The following is a 22,583-nucleotide window of genomic DNA, read 5'->3' as shown; positions in this document are numbered from 1 at the left end:
GGTAAGGACAGATAACAAATCGTAATTGTTCTTATAAAAAGGGGAGAGTACTGGTGAATATACCTGAAACAAATGATGCTATACAGATAAAGAATATCTCCTTTCAGTATGGTAATCAAAATGTATTGGAAAATGTATCTCTACAAATAAAAAAAGGTTCATTTCTGGGCTTAGTTGGACCAAATGGCTCAGGGAAATCAACGTTAATTAAATTGATTTTAGGGCTAATCCCCCTTCAATCTGGAGAAATTAAATTGTTTGGAGAACGTGTTTCGAAATTTAAAAAGTGGGAACGAATTGGATTTGTTTCGCAAAAAGCAAATAGTTTTAATTCAGGCTTTCCTGCTACAGTGTTTGAAGTTGTTTCTATGGGATTATACGGAAAAGTTGGCTTATTGCGCTTTTTAAACCGTAAACATAAGCAGCTCGTTCGCGATGTAATTGAACAAGTTGGAATGACAAAATATATGCATAAGAATATTGGCGAGTTATCTGGTGGACAGCAACAACGAGTTTTTATCGCTCGTGCACTTGTAAGTGAGCCAGAATTACTCATCCTTGATGAACCAACAGTTGGAGTGGATTCAGCTAGCGTTAGACAGTTCTACGATATGCTTGATCAACTGAATAAGGAAAAAAAGATTACCCTTATCCTTGTGACTCACGATATAGGTGTAATGACAGATCATGTTACTGATGTAGCTTGTCTAAATAAGACACTTCATTTCCACGGAAATACAGCAGATTTCGAGGGAAACCAAGATTTATCGTCATTTTATGGTCATGATGTTCATTTAGTTACCCATAATCATGGGGGGCATTAAAAGATGTTAGAAGCCTTTTTTCGTTATGAGTTTTTGCAAAATGCTTTTTACTCTGGATTGCTTATTGGACTGCTTGCGCCATTATTAGGTGTTTTTTTAGTTGTACGCCGACTTGCTTTAATTGCAGATGCTTTGTCTCATATTACATTATCAGGAATTGCGGCTAGCTTACTTCTTGCTAAACATGTAGTGTTCTTTCAAGGACTCAATCCTTTATATTTGGGATTGGTTTTTTCTGTTGGTGGTTCGATACTAATTGAACAACTTCGAAGTGCTTATAAATTTTACAAAGAGATTGCTATTCCTATTATTTTATCTGGTGGAATTGGGCTTGGGGTTGTATTCATTTCAATGGCTGATGGATTTAATAATGATTTATTTAATTATTTATTTGGTAGTGTCATAGCCGTTAGTCGCTCTGATTTGTGGACTATTTGTATTATTACGGTTGTTGTATTAGTTGTTTTAATTCTTTTTTATAAGGAGCTATTTTTCTTGTCGTTTGATGAAGAGCAAGCGAAAGTCTCAGGGATTAATCGTAAATTGGTTAATTTTATATTCATCGTCATGGTTGCACTTGTCATTGCAGCTTCTATGAGAATAGTTGGTATTCTGCTTGTTTCTGCACTAATGACTTTACCTGTAGCAGCAGCTATGAGGTTGGCGAAAGGGTTTAAGCAGATGTTTTTATATTCAATTTTCTTTGGGGAAATAGCGGTAGTGACAGGTTTAATATCTTCTTTTTATTTAGATTTGGCACCTGGTGGAATGATTGTTATGATTTCAGTTTTAATATTACTTATTGTCATTGCGGTAGAATATGGTCTAAGTATAGTTCGAGGAATTGCCGCGAAAAAAACGAGCTAAAAAAATAAGAATAGGGGCTCTAAATCGATGGAATTCTTATCAAATCTTACGTTTATTGAAAGAGGAGTTGTGGCTGGGGTAGTTATTGGTATTATTGCTCCAATTGTCGGGGCTTTTTTACTTGTACGCAGAATATCAGTCGTAACGGAGTCGATTTCTCATATTACTCTAACGGGTATTTCTGCAGGGGTTTTTCTAGGTACAATCGGGCCTCTCTTTCAAAACATTAATCCAATGTATATGGGAGTTGTCTTTGCACTTATTGGTGCATTAATTACTGAACGATTAAGAGATATGTATCGTCATTTTCAAGAATTGGCTGTCCCGATTATTTTGTCGACAGGTATTGGGATGAGTGCGATTTTTATAAGTCTTGCTCGGACAGGATATAATGAGTGGTATACTTATTTATTTGGAAGTATTGTAAGTGTAACGGTTAGTGATGTACAATTTATTATATTTACTGCTATTTTTGTTTTATTCATCATTTTCTTATTTTATAAGGAATTTATATTGAGCTCATTTGATCAAGAGTATGCGCAGGTTTCAGGTATTTCAATGAAATTCATCAATTTTGTTTTTGCGCTATTAATTGCTTTGGTTATTTCAATGTCAATGAAAGTGGTAGGAATTTTACTCGTCGGAGCTCTTGTTGTTATTCCTGTTGCGGCAAGTGTTCAAATTTCCAAAAGTTTCAAGCAACTAATTTTATTTAGTATTATTTTTGCACAAGTTTCAATTATATTAGGATTATATTTTTCTTACCAATTTAATATTGCAACAGGTGGAATGATTGTCTTAACTAGCATAATGGTATTACTTGTTGTTTTATTACTAAAAAGCATTAAACGATAAATGAATGGAGGGCTTATCTTGAACGTAGAAGAGGCGATGGCGCTCTTAAAAGATAAAGGATACAAACATACTGGGAAAAGAGAAGAAATGTTACATTTTTTTGCAGATCAAAAAAGGTATTTATCTGCCAAGGATGTACTAGAACGTCTACAAAGTAATTATCCTGGGATGAGCTTTGATACGATTTACCGAAATTTATCATTATTTGCAGAACTTAATATATTAGAAGAGACGGAACTTGAAGGGGAGAAGCGTTTCCGCTTTAGTTGTTCAATTTCAAATCATCATCATCATTTAATCTGTTTAGAATGTGGAAAAACAAAACATATTGAGAGTTGTCCTATGGATACAATTAATCAACAATTTCCAGATTTTCAAGTTACGGGACATAAGTTCGAAATTTATGGTAAATGTGAAAATTGTATACAGTAACTAATGGTGCAAAAGTAGTCCTATTCAAGCAAAGTGTTGTTTGTTTAGGGGGATTTTGCACTTTTTCTTTTAGGGGAACATTATTAAAATAATTAAGTGCCATTTTTTGAAATACATGAATTATAGGTCTTGTTCAATCCTAGATGGTAGGAGGGGATGATACTATGGCAAAGCCAATTGTGAAATGTAATGTAGCAAACTGTTCTTTTTGGGGAGAAGGCAATAAATGCCAAGCTGAATCGATTCTTGTTGAAATAGACTCACATGCAAATCGTGACTATACGATGGAGGCAGGAGAAGAGCCTTATGAGAAAGCTGAACACGAGGATGCTGCTCATACCATAAAAGAAACATGTTGTCATACCTTCCGTCCAAAAGAGTAACGAGTAGGACTGGCTGTTTTGCCAGTCCTTTTTACGTTGTTTCCTTTAACCAATTGTCGACCCAATCTTTTGCTTCTACCCAGTTATTTGCTCTAATAACATTTTTAGGAGAAGGTAGTCGGTTATAAGGTGTGTCCATTAAAATAACAGGTATTTTGAATTCCTCCGCAATTGCGACCGCATTATCGTGTTTGTCTTCAAAAAAGATATCTAACTGATGTTCTCGAACAGCATCAAGCTTATCATGTTTTCCAACTAGTTCAATGTGATCAAAAGGAACAGATTTTGTCAGAAACCAATGTTGTGTGATTTCAGCTAAGTGAGATCTTCTTGCTGTTATATAAATAAGATCATGATGTTTTGTCCATTCATGTAGTGTTAATTCTGCATGTGCAGCTAATTCTGCCTCTTTATATATGAGAGCTTCATGTTTACCCATCCAATCCCAAAATTGTTTCTCTGATATATCAAGAACGGATGTTAAGTCATATTCGGTTAAATCATCTAACGTTAACGATTTCTTGAAATGTTTGTTTAAATACGGGATAAATGTATTTGGATCAGTGACCGTACCGTCTATATCCAATCCCATTCTTTTCTTTATCATTTTTCGTCACCTCATCAAAAATCCTTGTATTCTTTACCTTACACGAAACTTAGCGGTTGGTCTAGTGAGTTTCCTCTGCATGAAAAGATTTACACCGATAATTCTTTTTGTCTGCGTCATACTATGACTGTTCCCCGAAAAAAAGAAAGTGAGGGATTCGTATGGCAGACCGAGAAAATCCGAATGATGAACCAATAAGGTTAGTTGATGAAGACGATCGTTCTTTAACATTGGTTAATAATCATGTTGAAGGAGGACGTTATGAAAACGGGAGAGAGGATTCCCGTGACCTTTCATTAAGTGAAGAAGAAAAGGATGAACCTTTCGTTACAAATTTCCAAGAGGAAACGGCTGCAGAATATGCAACTGTGAATGGTATGGCAGAAAGGGATGAAACAGCTGATGCAAACGTAGATGACGCTACTGCAGGTCGTGGTGTCGGAACCTTTGCGATTGTACTTTCCATTTTGTCATTATTTTTCTTGCCAGTATTGCTTGGGGCAGCTGGTATTGTAATAGGTTTTGTTTCGCGTCGTTATGGCTCCACAACGCTTGGTAACTGGGCGATTGGTATTGGTGCCGTTTCGATTCTCATGACAGTCTTTTTCTCCCCATTTTTCTAACATAGTTAGATAATGGGAGAACGGGGAACAAATAGAGAAAAAGCATAAGCTTATTGCTTATGCTTTTTCTAATTCACGCTGCTTTTTAAAATGTTCTTCGGCAATTTTATCAATTTCAATTTTTAACTCTTCAACCATTGTTTCTTCAGGGACTTTTCTAACGATTTCACCTTTCATGAAAAGCAGCCCTTCGCCACGCGCACCAGCTATACCGATATCAGCTTCACGTGCTTCACCTGGACCATTAACAGCACAGCCAAGAACGGCAACTTTTATTGGTGCTTTAATGCTTGCAATATACTCTTCAACCTCGTTAGCAATGCTTATTAAATCAATTTCAATTCGACCGCAAGTTGGACATGAAATAAGTGTTGCTGCATTAGCTGCAAGGCCAAAAGATTTTAACAGTTCACGAGCTACTTTTACTTCTTCAACAGGATCTGCACTTAATGAAATACGTACAGTATTGCCAATTCCCATATTCAGTATAGCCCCTAAACCAGCTGCACTTTTAATTGTCCCAGCAAATAACGTACCAGACTCTGTAATACCCAAATGAAGCGGATAATCAAAAGCTTTCGCGGCCTTTTCATATGCTTCAATCGCTAAGTTAACATCCGATGCTTTCATGGACACAATAATGTCATGAAAATCAAGTTCCTCAAGGATTTGAATGTGGTGAAGGGCACTTTCTACCATGCCATCTGCTGTTGGATATCCATATTTATCAAGGATACGCTTTTCAAGGGAACCAGCATTTACTCCAATACGAATAGGAATGCCTTTTTCTTTTGCAGCTTTTACAACGGCTTCCACTTTGTGGCGTTTTCCAATATTACCTGGATTAATTCGAATTTTATCGGCTCCGCCCTCAATTGCTTTTAGGGCAAGTTTATAATCGAAGTGAATATCAACAACAAGAGGTATGTTAATTTGTGCCTTTATATCCGCAATAGCTTCTGCTGCTCGCATATCAGGACAAGCTACACGAACAATTTGACATCCTGCTTCTTCAAGTCGCTTGATTTCAGCAACTGTTGCTTCTACGTCATGTGTTTTTGTCGTTGTCATACTTTGGACGATAACTTCATTATTGCCTCCGATAGTCAAATTGCCTACCTTCACGGGGCGTGTTTTTGTACGATGTATTATTTCGGTCATTGACCAATCGCTCCTTTATTTCGAAGAGTTACTCTTCACCTAGTCTCATATAAGACAATCGCCTTCATTTTATCAATGACCGTAATTGTTTGGCAAGGATAAAGTGAAGACGATCTTATCTGAATTATTATATTGTTGTTCATTTAGTAATAAATAGGGAACAAGTATTTTTTTCCTATTTGAATTTCCTCTGGTTTTAAACCTCCATTTAACGTCTCAAAATCATGAACAATTTCTTGGATGGTGGCTGAAAGAGGACCTTCATGAAGGTGCTCTACAATTGATAAGACAGTATGACCAGGTTCAACGATCATTTCTTTAAATGGTTCCAACTCTTCTGCCATAGTTTCTTGAATTTCTGTTTCATCAAATTCTTCTATTTGCGAAGGAGTAGCAGTATGTGAAAGTCCATTGGGTAAAGTTCCAATAGTTAGATCATAATAAGTGCTGTATAAAATAACGAGGATGATGAAAAAAGTTCCAATGCGTTTCATTGAGCTTGTCCTCCTTTAATTGCCATTTCATATAAAAGTATATGTAGTTTAAGGTTGTTTATGACAATTTGGAGGAAAAATTTTCAAAATGAATATGTTTGAAAGGAGTGAATACAATGGAGGATGCTCGGCCGTCTTATATTCTTTTTTTCATAGGACTTCTCCCTTTTATAATGGCTATTGGTAATTCTATGTTTATTCCTTTACTCCCCGTGATGCAATTAGATATGGGTTTAACGACAGTCGAAGGTGGCTGGCTTTTAACGAGCTTTTCAATTCCAGCGGCCCTTCTTGTTCCACTGGGAGGTATTTTATCTGATCGTTATGGCAGGAAAAGAATTGCTCTTGTTGCCCTCCCGCTCATTATAATTGGTTGTATGATTAGTGCTTTTGCTGGAATAATGGGTAACGCAGCTGGAGCTTTCGAACTCATGATGTTTGGACGAGTTTTGCAAGGGATTGGAGCAGGTAGTTTGACCCCTTTAGCAATGGCATTTATCACAGATCTTTTTGAAGGAGAACAAAGAGTTCGTGCCTTGGGAACCGTTGAAGTATTTAATGGGGCAGGTAAGGTTATTAGTCCGATCGTGGGGGGAGTTATTTTAGCTTTTTCTTGGTACTATAGTTTTGTATTCTATTTAGCAATATCTCTTTTTGCTTTTGTAGGGATTGTTATTTTCATCCGTTTAAAGAAAGCGCCTTTAAAAGCGAAGGAAAAAAACTTCAAAAAATGGCAGAGATTAAAAGCACTGTTTATTAATCATTGGAGATGGCTGACCCCGATTTTCGCATTTGGATTGATTGGGATGTTCCTTTTATTTGGTTATTTATTTTACTTTTCGTATTTACTCGAAATCAGTGCTGATTTTTCATCCTTTTTAAATGGAGTTTTACTTGCTTTTCCACTACTGATGTTAACTATTCTCTCCTACGTAACAGCGCGAATATTAAGAGGGAATGAGAATAATTACAAGCGAGCCTTTATTTACGGAGGATTAACTATGACATTTGGTTCTGTTATGATGATTATACAATCATTAATACATTGGTTTGTTATTTCAATGACTATTTATGCAATTGGGTTCGGTATTGTACTTCCAGCAGCAAATGCCGCTCTGGCCTCCATTGTGTCAGAAAAGGAAAGAGGGACTGTATTTTCTTTTTACTCAATGCTACGTTTTTTAGGAGTTGCTCTTGGGCCGCTCTGCTTTGGTTTTTGGATAAGTAATGTTGAACAAATGATGTTTACGGCATTGTTTTTTGTCACTTTTAATGTTGTTATTTTGTTGTTTAGTTGGAAGTGCTTCCCTGTGGGAAAGGAATGTCTTGTCACGGATTATTCACGTATCTAGAAGAAAAATAGTACTATGGTACCTTTTTATTATAGTGGAAAACGTGTTTCTTATTTAGTAGGGCTCTCGTCAATTCACGAGGCCGACTTAGCGATAAAAATCGTGGTGGTCACAAAAGGAGAAGATGAAAATGAAATTGATTTGGAAAAAATATTTAGCTCTTACGCTAGTTTTTGCACTTATGTTACCAACATTTGTTTTAGCTGATGCTATACCAGGAGATGTAATTATTACTCTTGGTGAGGATTTATCTGAAACACAAAAACAAGCCCTACTGGATGAGATGGGGGCAACACAAGATGATACGATTATTTATGTGACTAATGAGGAAGAACATCAATATTTAGGTAATTACATTAGTGCATCCAGAATTGGAACAAACGCTTTATCCTCTTCAAAAATCACCCTAGGTGAAGAAGGGGCAGGTTTGGCAGTTGAATCGAATAATATTAACTGGGTTTCGGATGAAATGTATGCTAATGCTTTAATTACAGCTGGTGTAGAGGACGCTGATATTTATATTACAGCTCCAATTCCTGTTTCTGGAACAGCAGCTTTAACAGGGTTAATTAAAGCGTATGAAATTGCTACGGAGATTGAAATTCCAGAAGAGCAAAAGCAAATTGCAAATGAAGAATTGATTCGCACTGGTGAATTAAGTGATTCGATCGGAATGGAAGAAGCGACAGAACTGATGAATCGAATAAAAGAAGAAATTGCCAATAATCCTGTTGAAACAGAAGAGGACCTAAGAGAGCTAATCCGTCGCGTTGCTGCTGAACTGGGTATTACGTTAACTGATGAAGAATTGAACGGTTTGGTTTCCCTTTTTATGAGGATGAAAGACCTTAACATTGACTGGAATCAAGTTCAAGATCAAATCTCAAGGGTACGAGATAATTTAGGAGAATTTCTAAATCGCGAAGATACGCAAGGGTTTATTAAAAATTTTCTTGATTTAATTAATCGGCTAATTGATTCCCTTCGTGGTTTATTTAGTTCATAATGAGAGAGAGGGATCCTCTCTCTTTTTTATTTCTAAATTAAGTGAAACGAAAACCATGTCAAAAACGTAAATGACATAGAAAGGAGGAAGGGGAATGGAATGGTTAGATTCACCTAGTATCGGGTTTGTTGTTGTGTTTTTAGGAACTCTATTTTTAATTGGTGAGTTATTAGTTCGAGTTAAAGGGTTATTTGCTATTTTAGGAATTGCAATAATGGCTATGTATTTCTCTTATCACATTACAGGAGATGTAGGCTTATGGGTTGTTATTTTATATATAGTAGGCCTAGCATTAATCGTAATAGATGGAAAAGTGATTACTGATGGAACTGTAGCATTATTAGGGGTTGTATTAATGATTATTGGCTTAGCAGTCCCAGCCCCATCTTTCATATATGGTGTATTAGTTTCAATGGGGTTTATCATTGGAGGATTTAGTTCGGCCTTATTTTTGAAGGTTTTCCCATCACGGAATTTATGGGCAAAAATGACGTTGAAAGATAAACTAACTAATGAGTTAGGCTATAATTCAATTAATGAACAGTACCATCAGCTTGTTGGAAAAAGGGGAAGAACAATCAGTTCATTTCGGCCAACCGGTACAGTCGAGATTGAAGGAGAGCAATATAGTGCAACAAGTGGTGGAAGTTGGATTGAGGCGAATCAAGATATCATTGTCATGTCGGTGGATGGTACAAGAATATTAATTAAACCATTAGAGGGTGAAGAAAAGCAAGGTGAGTGAGGAGTATTAATTAATATTGGAAAAGGTATCTTATAATAAAGAGGATCCCAAAAGGTCAAAAACCTTTTGGGATCCTCTTATTTTAGTAGTTGTAAGGTCTCACCATTTAGCTAGGAGTGCTGTGTTTATGCCTTTTAGGAATAGGGATAGACCTAATCGCTGCAAGAACAATAAGAAATGTTGATAATGCAAACGCAGTAAACGGTATAGGGAAGATAAGAATATCTATCCAATATAGTAAGATTACTGGCAGTGTGAGTGCGTGTGCAGTGATAATCCACATATGGCGATATTCTAACTTTCTTTTTCCCTTAATAAAAAGAGCTAGAAAAGCTAGAATCGTAATACTTAAAAAGCCTAGACCCGCAAGTCCTACAAATAGTAAGCTCGTTATGATCGTCAATAAGATCGGCAGGAAATTTAAAAGTTGACTAATACGATGTGAGAGATCTTCTTTAGAAAGCTCCTGTAAGCCGAGGAGTGAATAGGAGATCGATTGAATTTGCCCATTCGAGATAAAAAGAAATTCCTTTTCTTGTAATGCAATCCCCTCTTCTAGCTCCAACAATTTTCCTTCTGTTAATGAATTAGCAGGATCAATTAGGAAAAAGCCTTCACTCACTTCATCGGTAATGTAGACCTCTTCTTTTTCCATGACTAATGTACCTTCAACCAGATGAAAGTCAGGTAAATCATTTTCTAAAATACGATCAAGCTGTTGTACGCTTGAAACGATCGTAATATTTAAAGAGATAAAATAAGGGATACTCGCAATAAATATAATCATTAAGACAAATCCAATTGTTGTCGTTATTGGTCGAAAGCGAGAATAGGCAATCACTTTTCTATTGTAGAAGCTTTTAAAAAACCATTCCCAGTAACTCATCAGTTCACCTCTTTCATACTCCGTTATTTTAACGAATTGCCGTTGAAAATGCTATCATTGTATTTCAAATATAGAGGGCTTTTTGAAGAAAATCATGAATAGATTGAAATAAAGATGACTTTTAATAATTTATTGTTTACAAACCGTTGATGAATGCTTAATAATAGACAGGGTGTCCATGTTGATGTTTGTCGAAAATTGGATTTGACTTATGAGATGAAGGGATGAGGATTTGTGGATTTACAAACGCTCTTGTTCATGTTTTTTGGTGGACTTGGTATTTTCCTTTTTGGTATTAAATACATGGGGGATGGGTTGCAAAAGGTTGCTGGTGATGGATTGCGAGATGTCCTAGATAAGTTTACGACAAATCCTGTTATGGGGGTTTTTGCAGGGTTATTTGTAACGGTACTTCTTCAAACAAGTACGGGGACAACCGTCTTAACCATCGGTCTTGTTAATGCAGGTTTTATGACTCTAAAGCAGGCGATTGGGGTTATTATGGGAGCCAATATTGGGACTACTGTAACGGCCTTTATAATTGGGATAAAAATATCCGCCTATGCATTACCAATCATTGCAATCGGGGCAGCATTAATTTTCTTTATTAAAGCAAAAAAAGTAAACAATTATGGGCAAGTTGTATTTGGATTTGGAGCTTTATTTTATGGATTAGAATTGATGGGTACAGGGTTAAAGCCGCTACGTGAACTTGAAGCGTTTGCTGAACTTACATTAAGTATGAGTGAAAATCCATTACTGGGTGTGCTAATAGGAACCATTTTTACGGTTGCTGTTCAAAGCTCAAGTGCGTCAATTGGATTGTTGCAGCAATTGTATGAGCAAGGAGCAATGGGCTTAGATGCCGCTTTACCTGTTCTATTTGGTGATAATATTGGAACGACAATAACAGCAATATTAGCAGCAATTGGTGCATCTGTTGCAGCCAAAAGAGCAGCATTGACTCATGTTATATTTAACTTAATTGGAACGATCATAGTATTGATCATTTATCCATTCTTCTTCCAATTTGTCAGTTTTCTTGCAGTTGAATTAGGCCTAAACCGACCAATGACAATTGCTTTTGCACATGGTATTTTTAATGTTTCCAATACAATGATACAACTTCCGTTTGTAGCAATTTTAGCAATTATTGTAACGAAATTAGTACCGGGTGAAGAATATAGTATTGAATATAAGGCAAAACATCTAGATCCTCGTTTTATTGGAAGTTCACCTGCTATTGCACTAGGACAAGCGAAACAGGAAGTGTTACGTATGGCTGAATTCTCAGAAAGAGGACTTTATGAAGTGAGTCAATATCTTGAGAATGGTCAGAAGCGACATGCTGAGATGTCTATCCAGTTTGAAGAGGCCATTAATAATCTCGATAGGAAAATTACAGATTATCTAATTCAAATTTCCTCTCGGTCATTATCTGCACATGATTCGAAGATGCATTCGATGCTGATGGATACAGTCCGTGATATCGAACGTATCGGAGATCATATTGAAAATATAGTTGAATTGAAGGATTATCAAAAAGTAAACAAAGTTCATATATCAGAGAAAGCACTTGAAGATTTACGTGAAATGTCTGAATTAACACTCTCAACTTTAAAAGAAGCTATTCAGTCTTTAGAATTATTAGATGGTGATTTAGCACGTTCTGTTTTGGAGAAAGAAGAAAAAATAGACAAAATGGAAAGAAAGCTTAGAAAGCAGCATATTCAACGAGTGAATGACGGCAAATGTTCTGGTTCAGCTGGAATTGTTTTTGTCGATATTGTTAGTAATTTAGAACGGATCGGCGATCACTCTGTTAATATTGCAGAAGCAGTAATTGGAGAAGACCACTAAATCTACAGTAATCAAGGTGCCCCTTTAGTATGGCGGGTGCCTTGATTTTTCTCTCAAAAGTAGGCTTGTTTAATTGTTGGAAGTATGGTAAGTTATAGCAGGAATTAATGTTATAAATTTATTCCTAATTTATTTTCAGAAAAAATGTTGACGTAATTTAAAGAGCATGTTAAGATAATTCTTGTCTCTTAAGTGATATTCCACAGTAGCTCAGTGGTAGAGCAATCGGCTGTTAACCGATCGGTCGTAGGTTCGAGTCCTACCTGTGGAGCCATTATGGCGGCGTAGCTCAGCTGGCTAGAGCGTACGGTTCATACCCGTGAGGTCGTGGGTTCGATTCCCTCCGCCGCTACTTTAATTAAATGTTTTACGGCGATTGTGGCGAAGTGGTTAACGCATCGGATTGTGGTTCCGACATTCGTGGGTTCGATTCCCATCAGTCGCCCCATAGGGGACCCTTAGCTCAGTTGGTCAGAGCAGTCGGCTCATAACCGATCGGTCGTAGGTTCGAGTCCTACAGGGTCCACCATTATAGAAGTTGGAAATAGAAGAATGAACTAAGTTATCTCTAACCTCTATTTGTTTACATTAGGTACGGAGGAATACCCAAGTCCGGCTGAAGGGATCGGTCTTGAAAACCGACAGGCGGGTTAAACCGCGCGGGGGTTCGAATCCCTCTTCCTCCGCCATTTATACTACATATTCAAGGATCTCTAACTTAGAGATCCTTTTTTGGTTAAATTAATCTCCATGTGAAAATTCCAAGTCCAATACAGTAAAAAGCAAAATATGTTAATTTAGTGTTTTGTAGCATCGAGATAAACCATTTAATCCCTATCAACGCAAAAATAAATGAAGATATAAAGGCAATGCTTAAGGAAAAGAGAGTGATCTCTGTATGGCTTTTTATTAAATCTGGTAATTTTAATATGGTCATACCGAGGAAGACGGGAATAGAAAGAAGAAATGAGTAGCGAAGTGCAGTATCTTTAGACAATCCTAAACAAAGAGCGGTGAATAATGTACTACCTGTCCTGGATATTCCTGGTATTAATGATAGAGCTTGCCCTATGCCGATAATAACTCCATCCTTCCAGTTTAACGTTGATTGTACTCTTGTTCCTTCATTTAATCCATGTTCAATTAATATTAGCGATAATCCCGTAATAATGAGTGAAGCTCCGATTGTTGCTGAATTAGTTAATTGGTTCCCGAGAATTGACTCGATCATTTTCCCAACTAAGATAGTAACAATTGTTGATATAATTAATAAAAGTACGAATTTATAATTTGTTTGGGCTTTATTATTTTTCGTTCTAATATAGGTTATAAAATCTTGCAGGATCTTACATAAATCATGGCGAAAATAAACAATGACAGCAAAGACTGATGCGATGTGTAGAAATGTTTCAAATGACAATTTAAAATTTTTTCCAATAGGTATATCGAGAAGTCTTTGTGCTATTAGCATTAGTGCTGTACTAGAGATCGGCAAGAATTCTGATATTCCTTGAATGAAACCTATAATTATTGCTTGCCACCAATTCATATTGTTCCTCCATTAGATTGAAAAAGGGTTTGTACATCTTTATGTCTGGGGATTCTTGTTATGACGAAATTGGGTTTAATTCGTCTAGAGTAAGGGTAGAGTATATGTGGTTACATTATTAAAAATTACTGAGCATAAACGTTGCAAGAATGTTCAAATTTTGGTAATGTATGAATTGGAAGACTTATGAAACAAAAATGTTGCAAAAGTCCACATTTTTGGAGTACATACTCCGCCAATAATCAGATTTACATTAGAGGAGGAATTTAACATGGCATACGAATTACCACAATTACCTTATGCAGCAAACGCATTAGAACCGCATATTGATGAGGCAACAATGAATATTCATCATGGGAAGCACCACAACACTTATATTACAAAATTAAATGCAGCACTTGAAGGTCATGATGATCTAGCTAGCAAAAGCATCGAAGAGTTAGTTGCAAACCTTGATGCTGTACCAGAGAATATTCGTGGTGCTGTACGTAACAACGGTGGTGGACATGCTAACCACACTTTGTTCTGGGAAATCCTAAGTCCAAATGGCGGTGGCAACCCAACAGGTGAACTTGCTGATGCGATTACTTCAACATTCGGAAGCTTTGATGCATTCAAAGAAGAATTTGCAAACGCAGGTGCTAACCGTTTTGGTTCTGGTTGGGCTTGGCTAGTTGTTGATGGTGGTAAATTGGCTGTAACAAGCACTCCAAATCAAGACACTCCATTAATGGAAGGAAAGACCCCAATTTTAGGTCTTGATGTTTGGGAGCATGCATATTACTTAAACTACCAAAACCGTCGTCCTGACTACATTAACGCATTCTGGAATGTTGTTAACTGGGATGAAGTTACAAAACGTTATAACGAAGCTAAATAAGAATACAAAAGGCCCTAAGGAAAAACCTTAGGGTCTTTTTGTATAACCGTTTTTTCAAGTGACACACTACTTGTGAGGGTGGTGGAGTCGGTGAATAAGGTATTGGTAAAGAAAGTAATTGGTGATATAGAAGTGACAAGGGACTTAAAGCTATTACTCATAATTGGTGGGTTGTATGCACTAAGTATTGCTTTGTCTAATACTTTCGTCAATGTTTACTTGTGGAAACAATCAGGTGAATTTGTAGATATTGCTCTATATAACTTGGGATCCGTTGTCATGCAGCCAATTGCATTTATATTAGCTGGTAAAGTAGCTAAGAAAATTGACAGGGTCATTGTATTAAGAGCAGGTGTAATTGCACTTGCTATTTTTTTCTCAACTGTTTTATTCTTGGGGAAAAATGCAAATGAATACTTAATTCTTCTTGGAGTGTTAATTGGAACAGGCTTTGGCTTTTATTGGCTTGCTTTTAATGTATTAACGTTTGAAATAACCGAACCCGAGACAAGAGATTTCTTCAATGGCTTCTTAGGTTTATTAACGTCTTTTGCTGGGATGATCGGTCCAATCTTATCTGGGTTTATTATTACTAGAATGGAGCAATTTACAGGCTATACGATTATTTTTACAATTTCCCTCTCTCTTTTTGTAGCAGCTGTTCTCATAAGTTTTATGTTAAAACGTCGTTCGGCTGAAGGGCAGTTTTGCTTTAAAAGAATCTTAAAAGAGCGCAAAAAAAATCCGAATTGGCGACAGATTACGAGGGCTCATTTTTTCCAAGGCTTACGAGAAGGGACTTTCGTTTTTGTAATTGTTGTTTGGGTGTATATCGCAACAGGGAGCGAGTTAGCAATTGGTACGTATGGGTTAGTTGCTTCTGCAACTCAATTTGTTGCGTATTATGTCATTACTCGAATAATAAAACCAACGTTTAGAAAAAAATTAATCCTAATTGGTGGTTTAATCCTATATGGTGCAATCTTCATTATTGTATTAGGCGAGTTAACGTTTGCTAAGCTTATCACGTATGGCGTTGTTGTCTCGATAGCATATCCGATGTTACTTGTCCCTTATGTCTCTCTCACTTTTGATGTTATTGGAAAAGGTTGGAAGGCTGCTGAGATGAGAGTGGAGTATATTGTTGTACGAGAGTTATTTGTAAACTCGGGTCGTATTGTATCAGTACTGGCTTTTTTAGCTACTGTAACACTTTTCTCAGAAGAAAGAGGTATTCCAATTTTATTGCTTGTACTTGGTGCTGGACATGCGGTTATTTACTTTTTTGTTAGGCATGTTCATTTCAAAGAAAATAAAGGGGGAGAAAGCTATAGCTTTGCTAGACAAAAAGGAGGAGATGGTGACCCTTCAGGTGGAAGTGGAACGAGCATGTAGTTGGTTTCCTTTCCCTTTTGACAAAAAAAATGGGTATGCTATAATGAAATCAATATAAAACGTTGCCTGCCGTGTTAGTCAGCTTCTCCTTGTTTCGAACCTTGATTTATTAAAGGGAGTTCTATATTGAAACACTGCCAACAAGCCAGCTTGTTCTGGACGTTGAATGTGATTCTGCGAACACCCACCTACGAGAGTAGGTTCATGAAACAACTGAAGCAACGGCATACGCGGGTTACGACTTTTGCAATCAAGTAGGCACCTTAATAAGGTGCCTATTCTAATGTAGATAGAAAATTTTTAGGAGGAACATCCAAGGTGGAAAGAGCATCAAAGCGCAAGAAGAAACATCATGTTCCAACTCGGTTAAATGTCCTTTTCTTTGCTGTGTTCGTATTATTTTCTGTTTTAATCCTGCGTTTGGGGGTTGTTCAGATTGTAGAAGGACAAGAGTTTGTAAAAGAACTTGAGGGAACAAGTAATACGACAGCAAGAATAGATGCACCTAGAGGGTTGATGTATGATCGGTTTGGCAATGTAGTTGTTGATAATGAGCTTGAGTTATCGGTAACGTATACGAATCCGTCTAGATCAACAAGTGCAGATACTATGCTTGGTATTGCCCGAGAATTAGAACAATTAATTGATATTGAAACAGATCGAATTACAGAGCGGGATAAACAAGATTATATTTTAATGCAAATGACTCAAGAGGAACGATTTGATCTTGTTAGTCGAGAAGAACGTAACGAATTAGAAAGTGTATCTGAAGAATACCAATTAGAGGTTGAACGCATTACAAGCGATAAAACTGAAGCTTTATCGGAAACAGATTTGCGTGTTCTTGCTATTTATCGTGAAATGTCACGTGGCTTTGCTAATTCTCCACAGCGAATAAAACGTGGAATTACAGAAGAGGAAGCTCATAAATTAAGCGAAAATTTATATCGATTGCCAGGAGTTGATATATTAAGAGATTCACGTAGAAATTATGTGTACGGAGAATCATTACGTAGTGTATTTGGGTCAACTGGAACGATACCAAGAGAAAAAGTCGATTACTATTTAGCAAGGGGTTATGAACGCTCGGATATCGTAGGGACAAGTTTTCTTGAATTGCAATATGAAGATGTGTTACGAGGGCAAAAAGCTGTTGTAGAAAGCATTACGCATTCAAGTGGTGGCACTGTAGACCACACAGTCAATGAACGACTTGGTCAACGCGGAAATGATTTAGTACTAAGTGTTGATATGGAATTGCAGCAAAGTTTAGAAAGTATCATCTCAGAAGAAATGAAAAAGGCTGGCAATTCTTTTATTCTAGATCGAGCGGCTTATGCTGTTTTGATGGATCCTCGTACTGGTGATATTTTGGCAATGGCTGGATTCAATGACCCTGCTGGACAAACAAGAGAAACAAATGCGGATCATATCGGAAATGTAACGAAAGCTTTTGAAATGGGCTCATCCGTTAAAGCAGCTTCTGTCTTAACTGGGTTTGAAGCTGGAGTCGCTCACCCTGGTAAAAGTTTTAATGATCGACCAATTAGGTTGCCGTCAACTCCTGAGAAGAAATCGGTACGGAATTATGGTTGGGTGAATGATGTGCGAGCTCTTGAAGTCTCATCGAATGTTTATATGTTTGAAATGGCGATGTTAATGGCTAATTGTAATTACCCTAATAATTGTAATTGGACGAACAATTCAGTAGCAGAGGCTTACAATGAAATTAGGTATAATTTTAGCCAGTTCGGTTTAGGATCTGAGACAGGAATAGATTTACCGTCTAGCTCAACAGGATTAACAGGTGGATCAACGATCTATGGAAACCTACTAGATCTGATGATTGGGCAGTATGACACATATACAACACTACAGCTTGCGCAATATATTTCTACCATAGCTAATGATGGACTTAGAATGCAACCTAGGTTAGTCACGGAAATTCGTGAACCTGTCTCCAATACAGATGAGCATGGTGCGGTGGTTCAAAAGTTTGAACCGCAAGTTCTAAATCGGATTGATATGAATGAACAATTTATTACTCGTGTTCAACAAGGTTTGCGTGGAGTGATGACTAGAGGTACTGCTAGTAGTCGTTTTGCGAATAAATCTTATCAGCCAGCTGGAAAAACGGGTACGGCTCAAGTTCGAGTAGCTTTGGGGACAGGAGATGACCGTCGGTTTGTTGACGGAAACACTCAGACCCTTGTAGGCTACGCTCCTTTTAATAACCCTGAAATTGCATTTGCGGTTGTCGTACCGAATGTGAAGTTAGAAAGAAATGGTGGAAGGCAAGGTATGGCTCAAGAAATTGCCAGCCAAGCATTAGATGCCTATTTTGATATGAAAGATGTGAGGAATGGACCTGAAAGAGCAGAACGTCCAATTCTTGAACAGCCCGATGAATAAAAAAGATGTGTTTCAAAGGTGGAATTCCCCTTATGAAACACATCTTTTTATTTTATTCATATTTATTATGTAAGATAATATCTCGTACCAACAGCCTCATCTAGAAGTCTATGTTACTTTAATATATATTATTTGCCTCTAAATCCTTTCCCATCAATCAATACCTTTTTGATTAACAAGATACCGAATAAATTTATCGTTTTTTATTAGTATCACTTATGTAGTGCTTATGCTGTAAAAGATTTTGCTTATCACTGCTCACTAACAATTCTTCTTCTAGTACTTGGATTTTCTTTTTTAATTGGTAAATTTCTTGCATATATGTAATGGACATGTGGTCAAGTTGTTTTTCCACTTGTTTTATTCGATCTTTACGGAAGAAAGATAAAATAAAAAGAAGAACAGCAAAAGACAATAAGACAATAATAGAAATTTCCACTAAAAGCAACTCACTTTCATTTTTTCAAATATGAATAGTATCAGTTTAGCAAGAAATAAGCTGAAGTCAAATTCCAAAGAGTTTTTTACTTAATTCGACATTCAATAAAGAACACGCTTACATTTACCGACTTTTTAGTATTTTCGCCAAAAAACGACCCGAAGATCTGACAAAAATAGATGGCGAAAAAAGGCGAATAATTTTTTTTGTGAATCAAATGCCTAACTAGCCTCGACCTGACAAAAAGAGACAAAATGGGCTTCTTGTTTGCTGAAAAATTGAATTGTATGATTAACATAACAAAAAAATAGTCATACTTTGTAACTTACTTACATAAAGTAACTATTTGTGTTCTAAAAAAGATTTACTTGGAGGTGAAAGTGTTGATTGAGGAAATACTTGCTTTAAGAGAAAAGGGATATTCCTTTCGAAAAATTGCAATTGAATTAGATACTACAGTTGGAAAAGTTCAATACCGGTATCAAAAACACCGCCAACAACAAGAAGAGAATAAGGAGAATGACGAAATGAATTTTACTCCAATTGTGCCCTCGAGTTATGAACGAGATGAAATCACTTTGCTTCCGCAAAGTCCAACTTCTATATATTCCTTTTGGGAAATTAGCTCATCATTAAGACAAACAATTGAACACCAAACACGCCTTCAATGGCATGAGTTAACTAAGAAAATAAGAGTCTATGATTGTACAATGGTTGATTTTAATGGGCATAATGCTCATCGTTTTTTTGATATTCACATCCCTGAGATGACGAATAATTGGATGATAACGGATTTAGAACCGAACCGTACCTTCATTATAGATTTAGGCATTCAAACAAGACAAGGTTCATTTTTATCTTTGTTAAGGTCGAATGCAATTGATACACCTCGGACTGAAAAAGCAAAACAAGGTTTACATGTTGAAGCAGTGAATCAATGGAAAACTGGCAACCAAAATGAACCTCAATGGCTCGAGCATTTCAGTACTTATTCGTATTATGAAACAGTAAAATAGGAGGGATTTTGTTGAAAGAAGGGTATTATTCTTTAGTTCTACATGCTCATCTTCCCTATGTTCGTCACAAGGAAGAGGGACGGCTTGAAGAACGTTGGTTATTTGAAGCGATTACAGAATCATACATACCATTACTATGGGAGTTAAATGAAACAGAATTAAAAGATGTACTGACAATTTCTTTTTCTCCACCGGTATTAGAAATGTTGGCCGATCCAACGATTCAGGAACGATATTTAGATTACATCATTAAGACCGAGGAACTATTAGGGAAAGAAAAGAAATTAGCAGAAACAAAAGAAGAGAAAGATCTCGTATCATTTTACATTAATCGTTATCAGAAAATTAAAAAAACATTTATTGATTATAACAAAAACATACTTTATGCATTTCGAGAATTATTCGAAAAAAGAGTTATTACGTGTATAACAAGTGCAGCAACTCATGCATTTTTACCTTATGTAAAAACCAAATCAGCCATTCGTTCTCAAGTTGTTGAGGCCATTCGTTGTTTTGAACAACATTTTGGGAAGAAACCTCGTGGTTTTTGGTTGCCAGAGTGTGCTTTTGCACCCGGTATTGATCGCATTTTAGTCGAAGAAGGCATTACCTATACTTTTGTTGATGAACATGCACTATTAAACGCAGAACCAATACCATCTAAAGGTAGTGGAGCACCAATTTATTCACCACATGGATTAATCTTATTCCCAAGGCACACAACCTTGTCAAGCAAAGTTTGGAGTTCAACTCTAGGTTACCCGGGCGATGTTGATTATCGCGAATTTTATCGAGATATAGCCTATGAACGAGAGTGGGATTATATAAAACCATACGTTCATGAAGACGGAATAAGAATAGATACTGGAATTAAGCACAAGCGAATAACAGGTGAAGGTGAAGAAAAAGCAATATACGTTCGTAAATGGGCTGAAGGGAAAATACAAGCCCACGCAGATCACTTCCTATATTCCATTGAAAATGAGATAAATGAGCACGGAGACCAGTGTTATCCTCCATATTTAATGGTTACCCCTTTTGATGCAGAACTTTTTGGGCATTGGTGGTTTGAAGGACCTGAGTGGATTGGACAAGTAATCAAGAAAGGACAGAATCGAATCCATTTTGTGACTCCTGAATTATATATTGACAGACACTATCAGGATTTCGATACCTCTCATATTTCTTTCTCGACTTGGGGGCGTGAAGGCTACGGTGATGTCTGGATAAATGAAAAAAACCAATACCTCTACCGTCATCACCACCGAATGGAGACAGATTTAGCAACTGTTGTTGCACTCTTCTCAAATCCAACGGACTTAGAAAAACGTTATTTAAAGCAAATGGTTCGCGAATGGATGTTGGCAGTAAGCAGTGATTGGGCATTTATAATGGATGGGCAAAGTGCTGTTCAATATGCTCATGAACGATTTGCAACACACCTTAGTAGATTTGATGTAACAAAGGAGAAATTACTAAGTGGATCGGTGCAGGATGAATGGATACTGAGAATGGAACAGTGCTATCCATTTTTAGCGGAAATTGATGAACAAATCTTTTTCTCCCCTCATGATGCTTACATTCAAACGAAAGAAGAGGCTGATCAAGAGCAAAAACGTACCATCTTAATGCTTAGTTGGGAATTTCCACCGATGATGGTCGGCGGATTATCTCGACATGTATTTGACCTTTCAAGGGCAATGGTAAAAGAGGGGCATGAGGTTCATGTTGTTACTTCACATGTAGCTGGTTATCCAGATTATGAAATTAACCAAGGTGTACATGTTCACCGTATTAAAGGATTGCAGCCAGAAGCTGCTAACTTCTTTGATTGGGTTGGGAGTTTAAATATTGAAATGACTCGCTATATCGAGAAGCTAGCAAGAAAAACCCAATTTGATATTATTCATGCTCATGATTGGCTAGTTGGCGTAACGGCAACTGCTGTTAAAAGATCTCTTCAACTTCCGCTACTTGCGACCATTCACGCTACGGAACATGGGAGAAATAATGGGATTCATAGTGAATTGCAATATGAAATCAATCAAAAAGAATGGGAACTTACTTATGAAGCAGATCGGGTTATCGTTTGCAGTGACTATATGAAAGAAGAATTATTAACAATCTTTTCAATGCCAGAAGAAAAGCTTGCTGTCATACCAAATGGTGTAGATATCGACCTGCTTCGTCCGTATACCGGATTAAGTACCATCGAAAACAATAATGAGTTCACTGTATTTTCAGTCGGTAGAATGGTTAAGGAAAAAGGGTATCAAACGGTTATTGATGCAGCAGCGCTGTTAAAAGAAAGAAATGAGAAGATTCGTTTTGTTATTGCAGGAAAGGGTCCAATGCTCCAAGCTTATCAGCAGCAAGTTGCAGAAAGACAATTAGATTCACATGTCACGTTCCTCGGTTTTGTCAGTGATGAAGAGAGAAACGAGTGGTTTTCCCGTTGTGATGCAACGATCTTCCCAAGTTATTACGAACCTTTTGGAATCGTTGCTTTAGAAGGTCTCGCTGCGGGGAAAGCAACCATTGTATCTGATACAGGCGGATTAGCAGGGATTATTCGACATGAAGAGAATGGGTTGAAAATGATTCCAGGTGATGTCCAAAGTTTGGCTACGCAAGTTCTTTATCTTTATAATCATCCAATTTCAAGAGAAGCATTAGCTACTCAAGGACTACGTGATGTTAAATCTCAGTTTAACTGGGAGACCATTGCGAAGCAAACAGAAGATGAAATAGAAAAATGTCTTGTTGGAGAGTTAGAACTAACTATTTAAATTAAAGG

General features: G+C 36.9%; 21 protein-coding genes, 5 tRNA genes and 1 other RNA gene. 21 read left to right on the top strand and 6 right to left on the bottom strand.

Features of this window, described 5'->3' with window-relative positions; translation table 11 throughout:
• Positions 1 to 53 precede the first annotated feature (53 nt).
• The 5 genes from MF646_RS08795 to MF646_RS08775 all read left to right on the top strand — a co-directional run bounded on the left by MF646_RS08795 (position 54) and on the right by MF646_RS08775 (position 3,361).
• The gene (locus tag MF646_RS08795; RefSeq protein WP_250096117.1) at positions 54 to 824 is read left to right on the top strand and encodes a metal ABC transporter ATP-binding protein; all 771 of its coding nucleotides are present in this window, start codon (positions 54 to 56) and stop codon (positions 822 to 824) included.
• A 3-nt stretch (positions 825 to 827) separates the two neighbouring features.
• Positions 828 to 1,691 carry a metal ABC transporter permease gene (locus MF646_RS08790; protein ID WP_250096116.1) on the top strand — a complete coding sequence of 288 codons (864 nt, stop codon included), beginning with the start codon at positions 828 to 830 and terminating at the stop codon, positions 1,689 to 1,691.
• A 27-nt stretch (positions 1,692 to 1,718) separates the two neighbouring features.
• Complete coding sequence (locus MF646_RS08785) at positions 1,719 to 2,546, top strand: metal ABC transporter permease (RefSeq protein WP_250096115.1); 828 nt, start codon at positions 1,719 to 1,721, stop codon at positions 2,544 to 2,546.
• A gap of 18 nt (positions 2,547 to 2,564) precedes the next feature.
• Positions 2,565 to 2,978 (top strand): Fur family transcriptional regulator, encoded by a 414-nt coding sequence (locus tag MF646_RS08780; protein WP_250096114.1) that lies wholly within the window; start codon positions 2,565 to 2,567, stop codon positions 2,976 to 2,978.
• Between the two features lie 164 nt (positions 2,979 to 3,142).
• Positions 3,143 to 3,361 (top strand): DUF1540 domain-containing protein, encoded by a 219-nt coding sequence (locus MF646_RS08775; RefSeq protein WP_250096113.1) that lies wholly within the window; start codon positions 3,143 to 3,145, stop codon positions 3,359 to 3,361.
• 31 nt (positions 3,362 to 3,392) lie between these two features.
• Here MF646_RS08775 and MF646_RS08770 read toward each other — a convergent pair whose 3' ends face one another.
• Positions 3,393 to 3,968: a hypothetical protein gene (locus MF646_RS08770; RefSeq protein ID WP_250096112.1), complete on the bottom strand. Its 576-nt coding sequence runs from the start codon at positions 3,966 to 3,968 to the stop codon at positions 3,393 to 3,395.
• Between the two features lie 161 nt (positions 3,969 to 4,129).
• On the opposite strand from MF646_RS08770, the gene MF646_RS08765 reads away from it, so the two are divergent.
• Positions 4,130 to 4,591, top strand: a complete 462-nt coding sequence (locus MF646_RS08765; RefSeq protein ID WP_250096111.1) for a DUF4190 domain-containing protein — start codon at positions 4,130 to 4,132, stop codon at positions 4,589 to 4,591.
• Between the two features lie 57 nt (positions 4,592 to 4,648).
• On the opposite strand, the gene ispG is transcribed toward MF646_RS08765, so the two are convergent.
• Entirely contained in the window at positions 4,649 to 5,743 is a 1,095-nt protein-coding gene (ispG, locus tag MF646_RS08760) for a flavodoxin-dependent (E)-4-hydroxy-3-methylbut-2-enyl-diphosphate synthase (RefSeq protein WP_250096184.1), read from the bottom strand.
• A gap of 152 nt (positions 5,744 to 5,895) precedes the next feature.
• Entirely contained in the window at positions 5,896 to 6,246 is a 351-nt protein-coding gene (locus tag MF646_RS08755; protein ID WP_250096110.1) for a hypothetical protein, read from the bottom strand.
• Between the two features lie 116 nt (positions 6,247 to 6,362).
• Here MF646_RS08755 and MF646_RS08750 point away from each other — a divergent pair, with 116 nt between their 5' ends.
• From MF646_RS08750 to MF646_RS08740, 3 genes are all read left to right on the top strand, one after another.
• Complete coding sequence (locus MF646_RS08750; protein ID WP_250096109.1) at positions 6,363 to 7,598, top strand: MFS transporter; 1,236 nt, start codon at positions 6,363 to 6,365, stop codon at positions 7,596 to 7,598.
• A 130-nt stretch (positions 7,599 to 7,728) separates the two neighbouring features.
• Positions 7,729 to 8,604, top strand: a complete 876-nt coding sequence (locus MF646_RS08745) for a DUF1002 domain-containing protein (RefSeq protein ID WP_250096108.1) — start codon at positions 7,729 to 7,731, stop codon at positions 8,602 to 8,604.
• Between the two features lie 94 nt (positions 8,605 to 8,698).
• Positions 8,699 to 9,349, top strand: a complete 651-nt coding sequence (locus MF646_RS08740) for an NfeD family protein (RefSeq protein WP_250096107.1) — start codon at positions 8,699 to 8,701, stop codon at positions 9,347 to 9,349.
• A gap of 106 nt (positions 9,350 to 9,455) precedes the next feature.
• Here MF646_RS08740 and MF646_RS08735 read toward each other — a convergent pair whose 3' ends face one another.
• A complete protein-coding gene (locus MF646_RS08735) occupies positions 9,456 to 10,235 on the bottom strand; it encodes a DUF1189 domain-containing protein (protein ID WP_250096106.1) in 780 nt (259 codons plus the stop codon).
• 234 nt (positions 10,236 to 10,469) lie between these two features.
• On the opposite strand from MF646_RS08735, the gene MF646_RS08730 reads away from it, so the two are divergent.
• From MF646_RS08730 to MF646_RS08705, 6 genes are all read left to right on the top strand, one after another.
• Positions 10,470 to 12,095, top strand: coding sequence for a Na/Pi cotransporter family protein (locus tag MF646_RS08730; protein WP_250096105.1), 1,626 nt, complete (start codon positions 10,470 to 10,472; stop codon positions 12,093 to 12,095).
• A gap of 199 nt (positions 12,096 to 12,294) precedes the next feature.
• Positions 12,295 to 12,369 (top strand) — tRNA-Asn (locus MF646_RS08725).
• Between the two features lie 4 nt (positions 12,370 to 12,373).
• Positions 12,374 to 12,447: transfer RNA gene (locus MF646_RS08720), tRNA-Met, on the top strand.
• Positions 12,448 to 12,467: 20 nt separating this feature from the next.
• Positions 12,468 to 12,543, top strand: a tRNA-His gene (locus MF646_RS08715).
• 4 nt (positions 12,544 to 12,547) lie between these two features.
• Positions 12,548 to 12,624 (top strand) — tRNA-Ile (locus tag MF646_RS08710).
• 67 nt (positions 12,625 to 12,691) lie between these two features.
• Positions 12,692 to 12,784, top strand: a tRNA-Ser gene (locus MF646_RS08705).
• Between the two features lie 47 nt (positions 12,785 to 12,831).
• On the opposite strand, the gene MF646_RS08700 is transcribed toward MF646_RS08705, so the two are convergent.
• Positions 12,832 to 13,644 (bottom strand): undecaprenyl-diphosphate phosphatase, encoded by an 813-nt coding sequence (locus MF646_RS08700; protein WP_250096104.1) that lies wholly within the window; start codon positions 13,642 to 13,644, stop codon positions 12,832 to 12,834.
• A 271-nt stretch (positions 13,645 to 13,915) separates the two neighbouring features.
• Here MF646_RS08700 and MF646_RS08695 point away from each other — a divergent pair, with 271 nt between their 5' ends.
• The 4 genes from MF646_RS08695 (at position 13,916) to MF646_RS08680 (ending at position 18,331) form a co-directional block, all read left to right on the top strand.
• Entirely contained in the window at positions 13,916 to 14,524 is a 609-nt protein-coding gene (locus MF646_RS08695; protein ID WP_250096103.1) for a superoxide dismutase, read from the top strand.
• 90 nt (positions 14,525 to 14,614) lie between these two features.
• Positions 14,615 to 15,919, top strand: coding sequence for an MFS transporter (locus MF646_RS08690; protein ID WP_250096102.1), 1,305 nt, complete (start codon positions 14,615 to 14,617; stop codon positions 15,917 to 15,919).
• Between the two features lie 60 nt (positions 15,920 to 15,979).
• A non-coding RNA gene (gene ssrS / locus MF646_RS08685) (6S RNA) lies at positions 15,980 to 16,160 on the top strand.
• A 77-nt stretch (positions 16,161 to 16,237) separates the two neighbouring features.
• A complete protein-coding gene (locus MF646_RS08680; protein ID WP_250096101.1) occupies positions 16,238 to 18,331 on the top strand; it encodes a peptidoglycan D,D-transpeptidase FtsI family protein in 2,094 nt (697 codons plus the stop codon).
• Between the two features lie 193 nt (positions 18,332 to 18,524).
• Here MF646_RS08680 and MF646_RS08675 read toward each other — a convergent pair whose 3' ends face one another.
• A complete protein-coding gene (locus tag MF646_RS08675; protein WP_250096100.1) occupies positions 18,525 to 18,770 on the bottom strand; it encodes a hypothetical protein in 246 nt (81 codons plus the stop codon).
• Between the two features lie 380 nt (positions 18,771 to 19,150).
• Here MF646_RS08675 and MF646_RS08670 point away from each other — a divergent pair, with 380 nt between their 5' ends.
• Complete coding sequence (locus MF646_RS08670; protein ID WP_250096099.1) at positions 19,151 to 19,786, top strand: DUF4912 domain-containing protein; 636 nt, start codon at positions 19,151 to 19,153, stop codon at positions 19,784 to 19,786.
• An 11-nt stretch (positions 19,787 to 19,797) separates the two neighbouring features.
• The gene (locus MF646_RS08665) at positions 19,798 to 22,575 is read left to right on the top strand and encodes a 1,4-alpha-glucan branching protein domain-containing protein (protein WP_250096098.1); all 2,778 of its coding nucleotides are present in this window, start codon (positions 19,798 to 19,800) and stop codon (positions 22,573 to 22,575) included.
• The last annotated feature ends 8 nt before the right edge of the window (positions 22,576 to 22,583 follow it).

The sequence above is a fragment of the Halalkalibacter alkaliphilus genome (genome assembly GCF_023555415.1).
Taxonomy (GTDB): domain Bacteria; phylum Bacillota; class Bacilli; order Bacillales; family Bacillaceae_D; genus Halalkalibacter; species Halalkalibacter alkaliphilus.
Note: the sequence above shows the minus strand (reverse complement) of the source record. Positions and strands in the feature narration are given on the sequence as shown.